Source organism: Citrobacter sp. Cpo109 (assembly GCF_030332565.1).
Lineage (GTDB): Bacteria > Pseudomonadota > Gammaproteobacteria > Enterobacterales > Enterobacteriaceae > Citrobacter > Citrobacter portucalensis.
Map to the genome: position 1 here is coordinate 272733 of NZ_JAOWHQ010000069.1, position 16721 is coordinate 289453.

The window sequence follows — 16721 nt, forward strand, 5'->3', positions numbered from 1 at the left end:
GCGCGGAGAGTCTTTATATCACAAATAGATAACAATTATGGTTCTTCAGGTTGACAACATCCCTATAATCAAAAATAAATGTCTATACAACCTATGACAAGTGGTGAGTCGAATGCAGCAATTCTTCCCTGATGATGTTATCTGGCGCAATGTTCGTCTGGCGACTATGGACCCTGAACGTGGTACCCCATATGGGCTGTTGGACGGTCACGCGCTGATCGTCCGCCAGGGCAAGATTCGCGATATCGTCCCGGAATCATCGTTATATCTCACGCATGACAATACTTTTAATATGCAGGGCAGGCTGATTACGCCTGGCCTGATTGATTGCCATACGCATCTGGTCTTTGGCGGAAACCGCGCAGGTGAGTGGGAGCAGCGGCTAAATGGAGTCTCCTACCAGCAGATAAGCGCTCAGGGTGGGGGGATCAATGCCACCGTATCGGCGACCCGCAGCGCCACGGATGAACAACTCTTACACGTAGCCCATCAGCGGATGGAACAGCTGATCAAAGAAGGTGTTACGCTGCTGGAAATAAAATCCGGCTACGGCCTGGATTTGCCGACAGAAGAGAAAATATTGCGCGTGGTGGCAGCGCTGGCGGCAGAGAATATCGTTGAAATCAGCCCGACGCTGTTGGCTGCGCATGCAACTCCAGCGGAATACCGGGATGATCCTGACGACTATATTACGCTGGTGTGTGAGACCATTTTGCCGCAATTGTGGGAACAAGGGCTGTTTGAGACCGTCGATCTGTTCTGTGAAAGCGTTGGTTTTTCGTTGGCACAGAGTGAGCGGGTGTTTCAGGCTGCGCAGGCGCTGGGCATCCCGATTAAAGGCCACGTCGAACAACTGTCATTGCTTGGCGGCGCACAGTTGGTAAGCCGCTACCACGGGCTATCCGCCGATCATATTGAATACCTCGATGAAGCGGGCGTGGCGGCGATGAGCCAAAGCGGTACGGTCGGCGTGCTGCTGCCCGGCGCATTCTATTTCCTCAAAGAGGAGCAGCGCCCACCGGTAGCGTTGCTGCGTCAATATCAGGTACCGATGGCGGTAGCGACAGATTTTAACCCCGGTACCAGTCCGTTTATCAGCCTGCACTGGGCGATGAATATGGCCTGCGTTCAGTTTGGCCTAACGCCGGAAGAAGCATGGGCGGGCGTAACCCGTCATGCGGCCCGGGCACTGGGGCGTCATGCCACCCACGGTCAATTGAAGGCCGGGTTTGTGGCCGATTTTGTGGTGTGGGATGCAACCCTCCCGGTCGAGATCCTGTATGAACCCGGGCGCAATCCGCTCTACCAACGCGTATTCAAAGGACAAATAGCATGACCAACTGGCAACCAGCCTCACCTGCGCTGTGGCAGGGACGTGATGACCGCGCCGAATCGCCGAATGCGCTGCGCCTGTTTCAGACTATCACCCTGAGCCCGACGTTTAGCCCAGAAATGTACCGCGAGCAGATAGCGTTGCTCGGGTTTGCCTGTGACGAAGGCGTTAAACGTAATCAGGGGCGCACGGGCGCTGCCGGAGCACCCGATGTGCTACGCAAGGCGTTGGCGAATTTAGCCAGTCATGATGGGCACAATCGACTGGTGGATCTGGGAAATATTGTGGCGCAGGCTCCCGATCTTGAGGGCGCGCAGCAGGCGTTACGCAATGCAGTACAGCGCTGTCAGCACGAGAACATGCGTACCTTTGTTTTAGGCGGGGGACACGAAACCGCCTTTGCGCACGGCGCGGGCGTACTGGATGCGTTCCCGCAGGCGAAAGTGGGGATAGTCAACTTCGATGCGCATCTCGATTTACGCCATGCCGGGCAGGCCACGTCCGGTACGCCGTTTCGCCAGCTGGCGCAGCTTTGCGATGAACAGCAGCGTGAATTTCACTATGCCTGTATCGGCGTCAGTCGGGCGGCAAACACCCAGGCGCTTTGGGATGAGGCCCAGCGGCTCGGTGTTACGGTGGTGGAGGATCTGCATCGTGATACGGCGCAGGCGCAGTTAGCGCAGTTCATTGCCAATCTGGATGTCATCTATATGACAATCGACCTCGACGTGCTGCCTGTGTGGGAAATGCCCGGCGTGTCGGCCCCCGCCGCGCTTGGCGTACCGTTGGCGACGCTGCTGAGACTGATTGAGCCTCTGTGTCGTAGCGGTAAACTCCTGGCGGTGGATATGGTTGAATTTAATCCACGTTATGACGATGATGGCAGAGCAGCACGCGTGGCGGCGCGATTAGGCTGGCAAATCGCCCACTGGTGGCACTGACATACCTGATGGCGTTGCGCTTATCAGGTTCGGGTAATGCCTGTAAACTCTACCCACTCACATTTTCAGCTTAAGGAAGGCTCACGCATGCTCCCATCCCGTTCTGCTCCGGCTCCTTTTTACGAAAAGGTCAAACAGGAGATCAGCGAAAAAATTGCCAGCGGTATCTGGCAGCCTCACGATCGCATTCCTTCTGAGGCAGAGCTGGTGGCGCAATATGGTTTCAGCCGCATGACTATCAACCGGGCGCTGCGTGAGTTAACGGATGAAGGTTTACTGGTGCGTTTACAGGGCGTGGGGACGTTTGTCGCCGAGCCAAAAGGCCAGTCCGCGCTGTTTGAAATCCGCAGCATCGCGGATGAAATCAACGCCCGTCAGCATCAGCACCGGTGTGAAGTGCTGACGCTGGAAAAAACCCAGGCCAACGCGCAGCAGGCTTTGGTGTTAAACGTCAAAGAAGGCACCTCCATTTTTCACTCTGTCATGGTGCACTACGAGAACGATCTGCCGGTACAGATTGAAGATCGCTGCGTGAATGCCGAAATTGTGCCGGAGTATCTGGCGCAGGATTACAGCCAGACCACGCCGCACGCATACCTGTCGCTGATAGCCCCTTTAACGGAAGGTGAGCATATTGTTGAAGCGGTACGTGCCAGCGCTGAAGAGTGCGCGCTGCTGAATATTAAAGAACACGATCCCTGCCTGCTGATTCGTCGTAAGACCTGGTCTGCGTCGTCCATAGTCTCTCATGCCCGCTTGCTGTTTCCAGGTTCTCGCTATCGGCTGCAAGGGCGGTTTATGTCCTGATACAGGACATGAAAACCGTGATTGCTGACGCAATATAATAAAAATGTATCCTAATTGTTAAAATCACCCTTGCGATGACTTGTATAGACAAGTATATGTTTCTTATCTATCCGACGTTCGCGAGGAGTTTTCTGTCATGTCCCATAGCAAATATCGTCAGCAGGATATTCGTGCCCCGCGCGGCACCACCTTAACGGCCAAAAGCTGGCTGACCGAAGCGCCGCTGCGCATGCTAATGAATAATCTGGATCCCGATGTGGCGGAAAATCCGCATGAGCTGGTGGTATACGGTGGGATTGGCCGCGCCGCGCGGGACTGGGAATGTTATGACGCCATCGTCAACGCGCTGACCAAACTGGAAACCGATGAAACTCTGCTGGTCCAGTCCGGAAAACCGGTAGGCGTATTCAAAACTCACGACAACGCGCCGCGCGTGCTGATTGCCAACTCCAACCTGGTGCCACATTGGGCTACCTGGGAACACTTCAACGAACTGGACGCCAAAGGTCTGGCGATGTACGGCCAGATGACCGCCGGGAGCTGGATCTACATCGGCAGCCAGGGCATCGTGCAGGGGACTTATGAAACCTTCGTTGAGGCCGGGCGTCAGCATTATCAGGGTAACCTCAGCGGACGCTGGGTGCTGACCGCCGGGCTGGGCGGCATGGGCGGAGCGCAACCGCTAGCCGCTACGCTTGCGGGTGCGTGTTCGCTGAACATTGAATGCCAGCAAAGTCGAATTGATTTCCGTCTGCGTACCCGTTACGTCGACGAGCAGGCGACATCGCTTGACGATGCGCTGGCGCGTATCGACAAATACACCCGTGAGGGTAAAACGGTCTCCATTGCGCTGTGTGCTAATGCCGCCGACGTTGTGCCGGAACTGGTGAAGCGCGGTGTGCGCCCGGATATGGTCACCGACCAGACCAGCGCCCACGATCCGCTGCATGGTTATCTGCCGTGCGGCTGGAGTTGGGAAGAGTATCAGGCAAAAGCGGTGTCCGATCCCCAGGGCACTGTGCAGGCGGCGAAACGTTCAATGGCAACGCACGTTGAGGCGATGCTGGCGTTTAGCAAAATGGGGGTGCCGACGTTTGATTACGGCAACAACATTCGCCAGATGGCCAAAGAGATGGGCGTGGAAAACGCCTTTGATTTCCCCGGCTTCGTACCTGCTTATATTCGCCCCCTGTTCTGTCGCGGTATAGGCCCGTTCCGTTGGGTGGCGCTGTCGGGCGATCCGCAGGATATTTATAAGACTGATGCCAAGGTGAAAGAGATCGTGGCTGATGATAAGCACCTTCATCACTGGCTGGATATGGCGCGTGAGCGGATTAACTTCCAGGGCTTACCAGCGCGTATCTGCTGGGTCGGCCTGGAGTGGCGACAAAAGCTGGGGCTGGCGTTTAATGAAATGGTGCGTCGTGGTGAAGTATCCGCGCCGATTGTTATTGGCCGTGACCATCTGGACTCCGGTTCTGTTGCCAGCCCAAACCGCGAAACCGAAGCTATGCGCGACGGTTCAGACGCCGTATCCGACTGGCCGCTGCTGAACGCGCTGCTTAACACCGCCAGCGGCGCGACCTGGGTGTCGCTTCATCACGGCGGCGGGGTTGGCATGGGCTTCTCCCAGCATGCCGGGATGGTGATTGTTTGCGATGGCACCGATGAAGCCGCGGCGCGCATCGCCCGGGTATTACATAACGATCCGGCTACCGGGGTGATGCGTCACGCTGATGCCGGGTATGACATTGCGGTGGAGTGCGCAGTTGAAGAAGGGCTGAATTTGCCGATGGTTGCCGCGACGCAGGAGAAACGCTGATATGAACACCATGACACTCACGCCGGGCCATCTGAGTTTTACCCAGCTACGTGAAATCTGGCAGCAGCCGGTCAAACTGAGTCTGGATGCCGGGGCGATTGATGCTATCAATGCCAGCGTCGCCTGCGTCAATAATATTGTCGCTGAAGGCCGTACGGCGTATGGCATTAATACCGGCTTTGGTCTGTTGGCTCAGACCCGTATCGCCACGGAAGATTTGCAGAATTTACAGCGTTCGCTGGTGCTTTCCCATGCGGCAGGCGTTGGCGAAGCGCTGGATGACGCAATGGTTCGCCTGATTATGGTGCTGAAAATCAACAGCCTGGCGCGCGGTTTTTCCGGCATCCGCTTGAGCGTGATTGAAGCGCTGATTGCGCTGGTGAATGCCGAGGTGTATCCACTGATCCCGGCGAAAGGGTCGGTGGGCGCATCGGGCGACCTGGCGCCGCTGGCACATATGTCTCTGACGCTGCTGGGCGAAGGGAAAGCGCGCTGGCAGGGAGAATGGCTCCCGGCGACCGACGCGCTGAAAAAGGCCGGACTGGAGCCGATCACGCTGGAGGCGAAAGAGGGACTGGCGCTGCTTAACGGCACTCAGGCTTCCACCGCCTTTGCATTGCGCGGGTTAATTGAAGCTCAGGAACTGTTTGCGTCTGCGACGGTGTGCGGGGCGCTGACCACAGAAGCCGTGCTGGGCTCCCGTCGTCCGTTTGACGCCCGTATTCATGCCGCGCGAGGGCAGCGTGGGCAGATTGATGCCGCAACGCTGTACCGTCATGTGTTGACCGATTCCAGCGCGCTTTCGCAGTCGCATCATAACTGTGAAAAGGTGCAGGACCCGTATTCTCTGCGCTGTCAGCCACAGGTGATGGGGGCATGTCTGACACAAATGCGCCAGGTGATGGATGTTCTGCTGGTTGAAGCCAACGCGGTTTCCGACAACCCGCTGGTGTTTGCCGAAGAGGGCGATGTGATCTCCGGTGGGAATTTCCATGCTGAACCGGTGGCGATGGCGGCAGATAATCTGGCGCTGGCGATTGCGGAAATCGGCTCGTTATCAGAGCGGCGCATTGCGCTGATGATGGACAAACATATGTCGCAGTTGCCGCCGTTCCTGGTGAAAAATGGCGGGGTTAACTCCGGCTTTATGATTGCTCAGGTAACTGCCGCCGCGCTGGCGAGCGAGAACAAAGCGCTGGCGCATCCGCACAGTGTGGACAGCTTGCCGACATCTGCTAACCAGGAAGATCACGTGTCTATGGCTCCGGCGGCAGGGCGCAGACTGTGGGAGATGGCGGCAAATACGCGCGGCGTGATTGCCGTGGAGTGGCTGGCGGCGTGTCAGGGGATTGACCTGCGTGAAGGGTTAACCTCCAGCCCGTTGCTGGAGCAGGCGCGACAGGCGCTGCGCGAGCAGGTTGCTCACTACACGCAGGATCGCTTTTTTGCCCCGGATATTGAGTGCGCGACCGAATTGTTAGCGCAAGGAACGTTGCTGAAATTGTTGCCTGAATTTCTGTAGAAAATTGCCTGATGGCGACGCTGACGCATCTTATCAGGCCTACTGTCTGCTTTGTAGGCCGGATGAGGCTAAGCCGGCATCCGGCACAACACAGCTTAACTAAACATCGCGGTAATCGAGGCGCTGGCGAGCGAGTGGAAATGGACGTTAAATCCAACCATCGCGCCGCTGGCACCTTCATCGACATCAATACGCTCCACATTCAGTGCGTGAACAGTGAAGATATAGCGGTGGGTTTCCCCCTTCGGCGGCGCAGCGCCGCCATAACCCGCTTTACCAAAATCTGTACGGGTCTGAATCACCCCATCCGGTTGTGCAACCAGCCCGGAGCCGAATCCTTGTGGGAGTACGCGGGTATCAGCCGGCAGATTTACCACCACCCAATGCCACCAGCCGGAGCCGGTTGGCGCATCAGGATCAAAGCAGGTCACGACAAAGCTTTTGGTTCCTGTGGGTACGTCATCCCACGCCAGATGTGGGGAAACATTATCCCCGTCATACCCCATGCCGTTAAAGACGTGGCGATGCCCAAGCTTATCGCCATCGCGCAAATCGTTACTGATTAGTTTCATGCTGACTCCTCTCGTTAGCCAAAAAGTGTAGCCAGAAACCGTAGAGCTTACCGCTGATTAATCGCTAAAAAATGTTGCATTGCGCACAGCCTCGTTCACGGCCTGCGTCAGACGACGCAACTGATCGGGCTGAATGATGTACGGCGGCATCAGGTAGATGAGCTTGCCAAACGGTCTTATCCACACGCCCTGTTCGACAAAGAACTTCTGTAACGCTGCCATATTCACCGGATGCGTGGTTTCGATTACGCCAATGGCGCCGAGCATGCGTACGTCCGCGACCCAACTGGAGTCCGCCGCCGGGGCGAGTTCTGCCCGCAGTTGCGCTTCAATGGCCGCTACCTGCGCGCGCCACTCGCCGGTTTCGATTAACGACAGGCTGGCGGAGGCGACGGCGCAGGCCAGCGGATTGCCCATAAAGGTTGGGCCGTGCATGAAGCATCCGGCTTCACCATTGCTGATGGTTTCTGCGACCTGACGTGTGGTCAGGGTTGCAGAAAGGGTCATCGTACCGCCGGTTAACGCTTTGCCCAGGCACAAAATGTCCGGGGTTATGTCGGCGTGTTCGCAGGCAAACAGCTTGCCTGTACGACCAAATCCGGTGGCGATTTCATCGGCAATCAGCAGGATCCCTTCACGGTCGCACATCTTACGGATGCGTTTTAACCATTCGGGATGATACATGCGCATACCGCCAGCGCCCTGTACGATTGGCTCTAGGATCACCGCCGCAATTTCGTGGCGATGCGCGGCCATCAGACGGGCAAAAGGCACCATATCCAGTTCGTCCCACTCGCCGCCCATGCGGCTTTGTGGGGCTGGGGCAAACAGGTTCTCCGGCAGGTACCCCTTCCACAGACTGTGCATTGAGTTGTCGGGATCGCAGACCGACATCGCGCCGAAGGTATCACCGTGATAACCGTTACGAAATGTCAGGAAACGCTGGCGGGATTCACCTTTAGCCTGCCAGTATTGCAGCGCCATTTTCATTGCGACTTCTACGGCGACCGACCCTGAATCCGCGAGAAAAACGCACTCCAGCGCCTCTGGGGTCATCGCCACCAACTGGCGGCACAACGCAATGGCCGGGGCATGGGTAATGCCGCCAAACATCACATGCGACATGGTATCAATCTGCGTTTTCATCGCGGCGTTCAGTTGCGGGTGATTGTAACCGTGGATTGCCGCCCACCAGGATGACATGCCGTCAATCAGCTTCTCACCGCTGGCTAAGATCAGTTCGCAACCTTCGGCACGCGCCACCGGATAAACCGGCAACGGGGAGATCATGGAGGTGTATGGGTGCCAGATATGGCGTTGGTCAAACGCAAGATCGTCCGTTGTCATAATCGACTTGTAAACCAAATTAAAAAGATTTAGGTTTACGAGTCTACACCAAACTAACAACGAAACGTATACCAATATGGCTCATTCTTCTCGCTGGACAATGTCGCAAGTCACCGAATTATTTGAAAAACCGCTGTTGGATCTGCTGTTTGAAGCGCAGCAGGTTCATCGTCAGCATTTCGATCCGCAGCAGGTACAGGTTAGTACGCTGCTGTCGATTAAGACCGGTGCTTGCCCGGAAGATTGCAAATACTGCCCGCAGAGCTCCCGCTATAAAACCGGTCTGGAAACAGAACGGTTGATGGAGGTTGAACAGGTACTGGACTCGGCACGCAAGGCGAAGCAGGCCGGCTCAACGCGGTTTTGCATGGGCGCGGCGTGGAAAAACCCGCATGAGCGCGATATGCCGTACCTCGAGCAGATGGTGCAGGGCGTGAAAGAACTGGGGCTGGAAGCCTGTATGACGCTGGGCACGCTGGACGAATCTCAGGCCCAGCGCCTGGCCAATGCGGGTCTGGACTACTACAACCACAACCTCGACACCTCGCCGGAATTTTACGGCAATATCATCACCACCCGCTCGTACCAGGAGCGCCTGGACACGCTGGATAAAGTGCGCGAGGCGGGCATTAAAGTTTGCTCCGGCGGGATTGTTGGGCTGGGCGAAACGGTGACCGATCGCGCGGGTCTGCTGCTGCAATTAGCGAATCTGCCGACGCCGCCGGAAAGCGTGCCGATCAACATGCTGGTGAAAGTGAAGGGCACGCCGCTTGCCGATAACGACGACGTAGATGCTTTTGATTTTATTCGTACTATCGCCGTGGCGCGTATCATGATGCCGACCTCATACGTGCGTCTTTCTGCCGGGCGCGAGCAGATGAACGAACAAACCCAGGCGATGTGCTTTATGGCCGGGGCCAACTCGATTTTCTACGGCTGCAAACTGCTGACCACCCCGAACCCGAACGAAGACAAAGATTTGCTGTTATTTCGCAAGCTGGGTCTTAACCCGCAGCAAACTGCGGTACTAGCGGGCGATAACGAACAGCAACAACGTCTGGAGCAGGCGCTGCGTACCCCGGATACCGACGATTACTACAACGCGGCAACCGTATGACCTGGCAGCAAAAAATTGACGATGCGCTAACAGCGCGTCGTCGTGCTGATGCCCTGCGTCAGCGCTATGCAGTGACGCAGGGTGCCGGGCGCTGGCTGCAGGCCGATGGTCGCCAGTATCTGAATTTCTCCAGCAACGACTACCTCGGCTTAAGCCACCATCCGCAGATTATCTGCGCGTGGCAGCAGGGCGCTGAGCGTTTTGGCGTCGGCAGCGGCGGCTCGGGTCATGTCAGCGGTTATTCCGTTGCTCATCAGGCGCTGGAAGAAGAGCTGGCGCAGTGGCTCGGCTATTCCCGGGCGCTGTTGTTCATCTCTGGTTTTGCCGCCAATCAGGCGGTCATTGCCGCACTGATGGGAAAAGATGACAAGATTGTTGCCGACAGGCTCAGCCATGCCTCGCTGCTGGAGGCTGCCAGTCTTAGCCCTGCCGTGTTACGTCGCTTTACCCATAACGACTCGCAACATCTGGATCGTCTGCTGACAGCCCCCTGTCCGGGGCAGCAGCTGGTGGTCACCGAAGGCGTGTTCAGCATGGATGGCGACAGCGCGCCGCTGGCAGAAATCCACGTGGTGGCGAAACGGCAGGGCGCGTGGCTGCTGGTGGATGATGCGCATGGGATTGGCGTAAGCGGTGAGGAAGGACGTGGTTCGTGCTCTCGACAGCAGGTGAAACCTGAGCTGTTGGTGGTGACATTTGGCAAAGGGTTCGGCGTCAGCGGTGCGGCGATCCTGTGTTCTGATAGCGTGGCCGATTATCTGCTGCAGTTTGCCCGTCATCTGATCTACAGCACCAGCATGCCGCCAGCCCAGGCTCAGGCCTTGCGCGCCGCGCTGGCGGTGATCCGCAGCAGCGAAGGCGATGAGCGCAGAGAAAAGCTGGCGATGCTGATCCAGCGTTTTCGCGCAGGGCTGAATACCACGGATTTGACGCTGGCGCATTCAGACAGCGCTATTCAACCGCTGATCGTTGGCGACAATCATAAAGCCTTGCAACTGGCACAGACGTTACGGCAACAGGGATGCTGGGTGACGGCGATTCGTCCACCGACGGTGCCGGTTGGGACGGCCAGGCTGCGGATTACGCTGACCCAGGCGCATGAAGTCCAGGATATCGACAACTTACTGGAGGTGCTGCATGGCGCAGGTCAATAAGCAGGCGATTGCCGCTGCGTTTGGTCGCGCGGCCACGCACTATGAGCAACATGCGGAGCTTCAGCGTCAGAGCGCCGATGCGTTACTGGCACGACTCGATGGCCGGGCGTTCTCACGGGTTTTGGACGCGGGCTGTGGGCCTGGGCGTATGAGTCGCTACTGGCGGGAGCAGGGGAGCGAGGTCTGTGCGCTGGATCTGTCGGCACAAATGCTGACCGAAGCGCAGCGTCACGATGTTGCCCATCACTATCTGCTGGCGGATATCGAAGCCATTCCGCAGGCCGCTGCCACTTTCGACCTGGCCTGGAGCAATCTGGCCGTGCAGTGGTGCAACGACCTGCGCGGCGCGTTACGCGAGCTATATCGGGTGGTGCGTCCTGGCGGGACGGTGGCGTTTAGTACCCTGGCGCAAGGGTCGATGCCTGAACTTCGTCAGGCGTGGCGAGCAGTTGATGATCGGGAGCACGCCAACCGTTTTTTGCCGGTGGAGCAACTGGAAAACGCGCTGTGCGGCTGGGACGTTGAATACCAGTCTCATGCCGTCACGCTGTGGTTTGACGATGCGCTGAGCGCCATGCGCTCGCTGAAGGGTATTGGCGCGACGCATTTGCACGACGGACGCGAACAGCGTGTGCTGACCCGTTCGCAACTGCGTCAGCTACAACTCGCCTGGCCCTGTCAGCAGGGGAAATATCCGCTGACCTATCATCTTTTTTTGGGAGTGATTCAACGTGACTAACACCTATTTTGTCACCGGGACGGACACCGAAGTAGGTAAAACTATCGCCAGCTGTGCGTTGCTTCAGGCGGCGGGACAGCTGGGGTTGCGAACGGTCGGCTATAAGCCGGTGGCGTCAGGCAGTGAAATGACGGCTGAAGGTCTGCGAAACAGCGATGCGCTGGCTCTACAGCGCAACAGCGTTGTGGCAGTGGATTATGCGGCCATCAATCCGTATACCTTCGCCGAACCTACCTCACCGCATATCATCAGTGCTGACGAAGGGCGCCCCATTCAGGCCTCAGTGATGTCTGCGGGTTTACGCTTGCTTGAAGAACAGGCTGACTGGGTATTGGTGGAAGGCGCAGGCGGATGGTTTACGCCACTTTCGCCAACGCTGAGTTTTTCTGACTGGGTAAAAGCGGAACAACTGCCGGTGATTCTGGTGGTTGGCGTTAAGCTCGGCTGTATCAATCATGCCATTTTGACCGCCCAGGCGGTGCAGCAGGCCGGGCTGACGCTCGCCGGATGGGTTGCCAATGATGTGCAGCCACCCGGTAAGCGTCATGCTGAATATATGGCGACACTAAAGCGTGCGCTTGCGGCTCCGCTACTGGGGGAAATTCCCTGGCTGGCAGAAGAGCCGGAACGAGCAGCGACAGGTCGTTATATCGATCTTAGCGTTTTGTCTCTGGCATCCACCAGTCGTTGATTAGCGGGTCGCTGAATTGTGTTATTTGCCCTTGAGCCACGTTGCGTCCACGATGTAACAAGCAATAGCAGTCAGCGACCCGACGAATAAACGGCAGGCTCTGCTCCGCGAGCATAATGGCGATGCCAAGCTCCTGGCTTAGCCTCACTATCAGATTCCCCAGTTTGTGGATATATGCCTGGCCACTTCCTCGCGTCGGCTCATCGAGAATCAGCAGGCGCGGGCGAGTGACTAACGCACTGGCGAGTGCAAGCTGGTGCTGATTTTCCTCCGACAATGCCACCCCTTTGGCCTGACGCAGTACAAACAGCTGTGGAAACAGGCGGTAAATATCGCTGCTGTTCATCGTTTCGCTTTTCTCAACCGCCTGGCGCGCAATGTGCAGATTTTCCTCTACCGTCAGCTGCGAAAAAATTCGCCGTTCCTGTGATACACAGTTAATACCCAGCGCAATGCGCTTTGCCGCCGGAATCTGAAGCAGATCGCAAGGTGGTGCGCCAGCCTGATGCCAGAACATGGTTCCGCTCTCAATCGGTAAATTGCCTGTGATGCAATTGGCCAGCGTGGTTTTTCCCATCCCTGGAAGACCCAGCACAGCGGTACATTTACCGGGCAACAGGTCGAGATCGACATCCCAAAGCGAGTGTTGATTACCGTAATAGTGATTCACTGCACGAAGACTCAACATAGATTTCTCCCTCATGATGATATCCGCCTCGCGGGCTGATGGTCGGGAGAAAACTGCAAATCTCTTGCCAGAAGCGGAATGAGGGGAAAATACAGCAGAATAGTGTATTGAGCGGGTTGCGGTATCTGGCTTGTTGTGGATGAGCGCCGCAGTGTGCACATTGTCAGTGCCTGGTGGCGTTGTGATGGTGCAGGCAGGAAAATGATGAAAATGCGAGCAAGATCTCGGCCATTCCAGGTCGCTTCGTTAGCTGATAAATATCAAAAAATAGCGATAATTTTTTTTTATCCCACCAGAAAAGACCATCAGGACGTTTTTGCCAGGCTACAGTCCATACGGGCTGGAGGCAGTTATCCACTATTCCTGTGGATAACCTTGTGTATTAGAGTTAGAAAACACAAGGTAAGCGAGAGAAGACGCGGCCTGCGACTAAATTGATGCGAAAGACGGCTTGAGATAATAATCATTAAATTACAGTGTGTTAGATAAATGCAATGGCTGTCGCAGAAGTGTCATGTGTTGCCACAAAACTTTCATCGGGTAGCTTGACAAATGTTAAAAAAGTCATTGGTTTGGGGATAACACATTTTTGCTGGTGTTTTATCTTGCCTGCGGACAAATTTTAGCCTGTAGTCACGGCCATTTTGCTGGGGTAACAGAAATATTCTGGCGCGTTACTGTTTTTCCATCCAGTATATTTTACTGGCAAAATATACGGCTGCGAGTAAAATTACACACCTGCCCGCCCATTGCTTCAGGTAGCTGCTCATGAGTAAACCGTTCAAACTAAATTCCGCTTTTAAACCCTCTGGCGATCAGCCTGAGGCGATTCGTCGCCTGGAAGAAGGTCTGGAGGATGGACTGGCGCATCAGACGCTGCTGGGGGTGACGGGGTCGGGGAAAACATTCACCATCGCGAACGTGATTGCGGACTTACAGCGACCTACCATGGTGCTGGCCCCCAATAAGACGCTTGCCGCACAGTTGTACGGTGAGATGAAAGAGTTTTTCCCGGATAACGCGGTGGAATATTTCGTCTCCTACTACGACTATTATCAGCCGGAAGCCTACGTGCCAAGTTCTGACACCTTCATCGAGAAGGATGCCTCGGTTAACGAACACATTGAGCAGATGCGACTGTCAGCGACCAAAGCGTTGCTTGAGCGACGGGATGTCGTTGTCGTGGCGTCGGTTTCCGCGATTTATGGTCTGGGTGACCCGGATCTGTACCTGAAAATGATGCTGCACCTGACGGTGGGGATGATTATCGACCAGCGCGCGATCCTGCGTCGTCTGGCGGAGCTGCAATATACCCGCAACGATCAGGCATTCCAGCGCGGGACCTTCCGCGTGCGCGGTGAAGTGATCGACATATTCCCGGCGGAATCTGACGACATCGCGTTGCGCGTGGAACTGTTTGATGAAGAGGTCGAACGTTTGTCGCTGTTTGACCCGCTTACCGGGCAGGTCGAATCCACTATTTCGCGCTTTACCATCTACCCTAAAACGCACTACGTGACGCCGCGCGAACGTATTGTACAGGCGATGGAAGAAATTAAGGTTGAGCTTGCAGAGCGGCGAAAAGTCCTGTTGGCAAATAACAAACTTCTGGAAGAACAGCGCTTAAGTCAGCGTACCCAGTTCGATCTGGAAATGATGAACGAGCTGGGTTACTGCTCGGGGATTGAAAACTATTCCCGCTATCTGTCCGGGCGTGGTCCGGGCGAGCCGCCGCCGACGCTGTTTGATTACCTGCCTGCCGATGGCCTGCTGGTTGTGGATGAATCCCACGTCACTATTCCGCAAATTGGCGGCATGTATCGCGGTGACCGGGCGCGTAAAGAAACCCTGGTCGAATACGGATTCCGTCTGCCGTCGGCGCTGGATAACCGTCCGCTTAAATTTGAAGAGTTTGAAGCGCTGGCCCCGCAAACCATCTACGTTTCGGCGACGCCGGGCAACTATGAGCTGGAGAAATCCGGTGATGAAGTGGTCGATCAGGTGGTAAGACCGACCGGCCTGCTGGATCCGGTCATTGAGGTGCGCCCGGTGGCGACGCAGGTTGACGATTTGCTGTCTGAGATCCGCACCCGTGCGGCGATTAACGAACGTGTGCTGGTCACCACGCTCACCAAACGGATGGCGGAAGACCTTACAGAATACCTCGAAGAACACGGCGAGCGGGTGCGTTATCTGCACTCTGACATCGATACCGTGGAACGTATGGAAATCATTCGTGACCTGCGTCTGGGCGAGTTTGACGTGCTGGTGGGTATCAACCTGTTACGTGAAGGCCTGGACATGCCTGAGGTCTCCCTGGTGGCGATTCTGGACGCAGACAAAGAAGGGTTCCTGCGTTCTGAACGTTCGCTTATCCAGACCATCGGTCGTGCGGCGCGTAATATCAACGGTAAGGCGATTCTTTACGGTGATAAAATTACCGCCTCAATGGCCAAAGCGATTGGTGAAACCGAACGTCGTCGTGAGAAACAGCAGCTCTACAACGAAGAGCACGGTATTACGCCGCAGGGCCTGAACAAGAAAGTGGTCGATATTCTGGCGTTGGGTCAGAATATTGCGAAGACCAAAGCGAAAGGCAAAGGGAAGTCACGCGCAGGCGCGAAGTCTGAGGTTGTCGAACTGGATATGACGCCAAAAGCGCTGCAGCAGAAGATTCACGAGCTGGAAGGGCAGATGATGCAGCACGCACAGAATCTCGAGTTTGAAGAGGCCGCGACAATCCGTGACCAGTTGCATCAGCTGCGCGAGTTGTTTATTGCGGCATCGTAAGGCGGTGTCGGATGCGGGGTAAACCCCTTATCCGACCTACGGGGTAGATTGCCTTTGTAGGCCTGATAAGCGCAGCACATCAGGCATTGTTTGATGCCGGAGCAAATCGTTTTGTAGGCCTGATAAGCAAAGCGCATCAGGCAAATCCGTTCAGCCCAGCGCCTGCACTGCTTTCTCCAGCGCACTATGCAATAGCTGGCGGTCATGGCGGTAGGGAATATCGCTGGCTTCCAGCACTTCCTGGATCACAACGCGGTCGGTAACAGCGGAAGCATCCACTTTCGGCCCCACAACCACCGCATCAATCACTTTCTTCCCGACGTACTGTTCAATAATGGCCAGCTTATCGCTAAGCGTCAGGCTGGCTGCTGGCAGGCTTAATTCGCGCCCAAGATTGCCTATGTAGACCATCGGAGCCGGTGTGCGACGTAATGCCTGTGACATTTCATCGAGTAACAGAATCGGCATCAGGCTGGTGTAAAAACTGCCGGGGCCTATCAAAATCAAATCCGCTTCCGCGATAGCTTCTACCGCCTCCCGCGTAGTCGGGACTTTTGGCGACAGCATCAGTTCCTGAGGCAGGACGGTGAGCTGATCGATATTCACTTCGCCATAAACTTCGTGCCCCTGGTCATCAATGGCCATCAGATCCACCGGCAGCTCCGACATTGGAATTAAATGTGCGTCAACTTTCAACAGGCTGCGAATTAAATTGATGGCTTCCAGAGGCCGCACGCTGAGGTGGTCGAGCGCCTTTAACATCAGATTTCCGAGGTTATGTCCGGAAAGTTCACCATTACCGCCAAAACGATACTCAAACATGGCGGATGCAACGCTGGGTTGGGTAATTAACTGGTTCAGACAGTTACGCATGTCTCCCCAGGCTATCCCTCCTTCAGAGCGACGAATACGACCTGTCGACCCGCCGTTATCCGTGGTGGTGACGATACCCGTCAGGCGGGAACCTAATGGGGAAAGAGAGGAGAGAACGCGTCCTAATCCATGCCCTCCGCCGAGAGCGACAACGCGGTCCAGATCTGCCAGCGTGCGAGTGCGCATATATTTTCCTGATATCAATTGATCGGCGCTACAGTAACGTAAATAGCGTGTTTTCGGCAATTATCCAGTCGGCATCTGCCGTAATTTTTTTCTGCGATCTACTCCTTTCTGACGACACCCACCTGATAGCAAGATGATG

At 55.9% G+C, this 16721-nt stretch carries 14 protein-coding genes; 10 read left to right on the forward strand and 4 right to left on the reverse strand.

The window, feature by feature from the left end:
* The first annotated feature begins 112 nt into the window (after positions 1–112).
* The 5 genes from hutI (at position 113) to hutH (ending at position 6425) form a co-directional block, all read left to right on the forward strand.
* A complete protein-coding gene (gene hutI, locus OGY71_RS19265; RefSeq protein ID WP_286613555.1) occupies positions 113–1336 on the forward strand; it encodes an imidazolonepropionase in 1224 nt (407 codons plus the stop codon).
* Positions 1333–2274 (forward strand): formimidoylglutamase, encoded by a 942-nt coding sequence (gene hutG / locus OGY71_RS19270; protein WP_126318775.1) that lies wholly within the window; start codon positions 1333–1335, stop codon positions 2272–2274. The genes hutI and hutG overlap by 4 nt, the downstream gene beginning before the upstream one ends.
* 87 nt (positions 2275–2361) lie before the next feature.
* Positions 2362–3081, forward strand: a complete 720-nt coding sequence (locus OGY71_RS19275) for a histidine utilization repressor (RefSeq protein ID WP_003831502.1) — start codon at positions 2362–2364, stop codon at positions 3079–3081.
* Positions 3082–3217: 136 nt separating this feature from the next.
* The gene (gene hutU, locus OGY71_RS19280) at positions 3218–4903 is read left to right on the forward strand and encodes a urocanate hydratase (protein WP_164562989.1); all 1686 of its coding nucleotides are present in this window, start codon (positions 3218–3220) and stop codon (positions 4901–4903) included.
* Position 4904: 1 nt separating this feature from the next.
* A complete protein-coding gene (gene hutH, locus OGY71_RS19285) occupies positions 4905–6425 on the forward strand; it encodes a histidine ammonia-lyase (RefSeq protein WP_149335601.1) in 1521 nt (506 codons plus the stop codon).
* Positions 6426–6520: 95 nt separating this feature from the next.
* Here hutH and OGY71_RS19290 read toward each other — a convergent pair whose 3' ends face one another.
* Positions 6521–6997, reverse strand: coding sequence for a kinase inhibitor (locus OGY71_RS19290; protein ID WP_286613556.1), 477 nt, complete (start codon positions 6995–6997; stop codon positions 6521–6523).
* A 57-nt stretch (positions 6998–7054) separates the two neighbouring features.
* Positions 7055–8344: an adenosylmethionine--8-amino-7-oxononanoate transaminase gene (gene bioA, locus OGY71_RS19295; protein WP_175310245.1), complete on the reverse strand. Its 1290-nt coding sequence runs from the start codon at positions 8342–8344 to the stop codon at positions 7055–7057.
* A gap of 76 nt (positions 8345–8420) precedes the next feature.
* Here bioA and bioB point away from each other — a divergent pair, with 76 nt between their 5' ends.
* From bioB to bioD, 4 genes are read left to right on the forward strand one after another with little or no spacing between them, the layout of a single operon-like run.
* Positions 8421–9461, forward strand: a complete 1041-nt coding sequence (gene bioB / locus OGY71_RS19300) for a biotin synthase BioB (RefSeq protein ID WP_008784180.1) — start codon at positions 8421–8423, stop codon at positions 9459–9461.
* Complete coding sequence (gene bioF / locus OGY71_RS19305) at positions 9458–10615, forward strand: 8-amino-7-oxononanoate synthase (protein ID WP_003831517.1); 1158 nt, start codon at positions 9458–9460, stop codon at positions 10613–10615. The genes bioB and bioF overlap by 4 nt, the downstream gene beginning before the upstream one ends.
* Complete coding sequence (gene bioC, locus OGY71_RS19310) at positions 10599–11354, forward strand: malonyl-ACP O-methyltransferase BioC (protein WP_003831518.1); 756 nt, start codon at positions 10599–10601, stop codon at positions 11352–11354. Before bioF ends, bioC begins: the two co-directional genes overlap by 17 nt.
* Positions 11347–12045, forward strand: a complete 699-nt coding sequence (gene bioD, locus OGY71_RS19315) for a dethiobiotin synthase (protein ID WP_063940666.1) — start codon at positions 11347–11349, stop codon at positions 12043–12045. Before bioC ends, bioD begins: the two co-directional genes overlap by 8 nt.
* Here the strand turns inward: bioD and OGY71_RS19320 are convergent.
* Positions 12011–12733 (reverse strand): ABC transporter ATP-binding protein, encoded by a 723-nt coding sequence (locus OGY71_RS19320; protein ID WP_003831522.1) that lies wholly within the window; start codon positions 12731–12733, stop codon positions 12011–12013. The genes bioD and OGY71_RS19320 overlap by 35 nt on opposite strands.
* Positions 12734–13501: 768 nt before the next feature.
* On the opposite strand from OGY71_RS19320, the gene uvrB reads away from it, so the two are divergent.
* Positions 13502–15523: an excinuclease ABC subunit UvrB gene (gene uvrB / locus OGY71_RS19325; protein ID WP_003831523.1), complete on the forward strand. Its 2022-nt coding sequence runs from the start codon at positions 13502–13504 to the stop codon at positions 15521–15523.
* Positions 15524–15673: 150 nt separating this feature from the next.
* On the opposite strand, the gene yvcK is transcribed toward uvrB, so the two are convergent.
* Positions 15674–16582: a uridine diphosphate-N-acetylglucosamine-binding protein YvcK gene (gene yvcK, locus OGY71_RS19330; RefSeq protein WP_164562987.1), complete on the reverse strand. Its 909-nt coding sequence runs from the start codon at positions 16580–16582 to the stop codon at positions 15674–15676.
* Positions 16583–16721: the final 139 nt, after the last annotated feature.

Excerpts from the sequence above, each read along its gene's own strand:
- hutI (WP_286613555.1), top strand. The coding sequence starts at position 113 with ATGCAGCAATTCTTCCCTGATGATGTTATCTGGCGCAATGTTCGTCTG.
- hutG (WP_126318775.1), top strand. The coding sequence starts at position 1,333 with ATGACCAACTGGCAACCAGCCTCACCTGCGCTGTGGCAGGGACGTGAT.
- OGY71_RS19275 (WP_003831502.1), top strand. The coding sequence starts at position 2,362 with ATGCTCCCATCCCGTTCTGCTCCGGCTCCTTTTTACGAAAAGGTCAAA.
- hutU (WP_164562989.1), top strand. The coding sequence starts at position 3,218 with ATGTCCCATAGCAAATATCGTCAGCAGGATATTCGTGCCCCGCGCGGC.
- hutH (WP_149335601.1), top strand. The coding sequence starts at position 4,905 with ATGAACACCATGACACTCACGCCGGGCCATCTGAGTTTTACCCAGCTA.
- OGY71_RS19290 (WP_286613556.1), bottom strand. The coding sequence starts at position 6,997 with ATGAAACTAATCAGTAACGATTTGCGCGATGGCGATAAGCTTGGGCAT.
- bioA (WP_175310245.1), bottom strand. The coding sequence starts at position 8,344 with ATGACAACGGACGATCTTGCGTTTGACCAACGCCATATCTGGCACCCA.
- bioB (WP_008784180.1), top strand. The coding sequence starts at position 8,421 with ATGGCTCATTCTTCTCGCTGGACAATGTCGCAAGTCACCGAATTATTT.
- bioF (WP_003831517.1), top strand. The coding sequence starts at position 9,458 with ATGACCTGGCAGCAAAAAATTGACGATGCGCTAACAGCGCGTCGTCGT.
- bioC (WP_003831518.1), top strand. The coding sequence starts at position 10,599 with ATGGCGCAGGTCAATAAGCAGGCGATTGCCGCTGCGTTTGGTCGCGCG.
- OGY71_RS19320 (WP_003831522.1), bottom strand. The coding sequence starts at position 12,733 with ATGTTGAGTCTTCGTGCAGTGAATCACTATTACGGTAATCAACACTCG.
- uvrB (WP_003831523.1), top strand. The coding sequence starts at position 13,502 with ATGAGTAAACCGTTCAAACTAAATTCCGCTTTTAAACCCTCTGGCGAT.
- yvcK (WP_164562987.1), bottom strand. The coding sequence starts at position 16,582 with ATGCGCACTCGCACGCTGGCAGATCTGGACCGCGTTGTCGCTCTCGGC.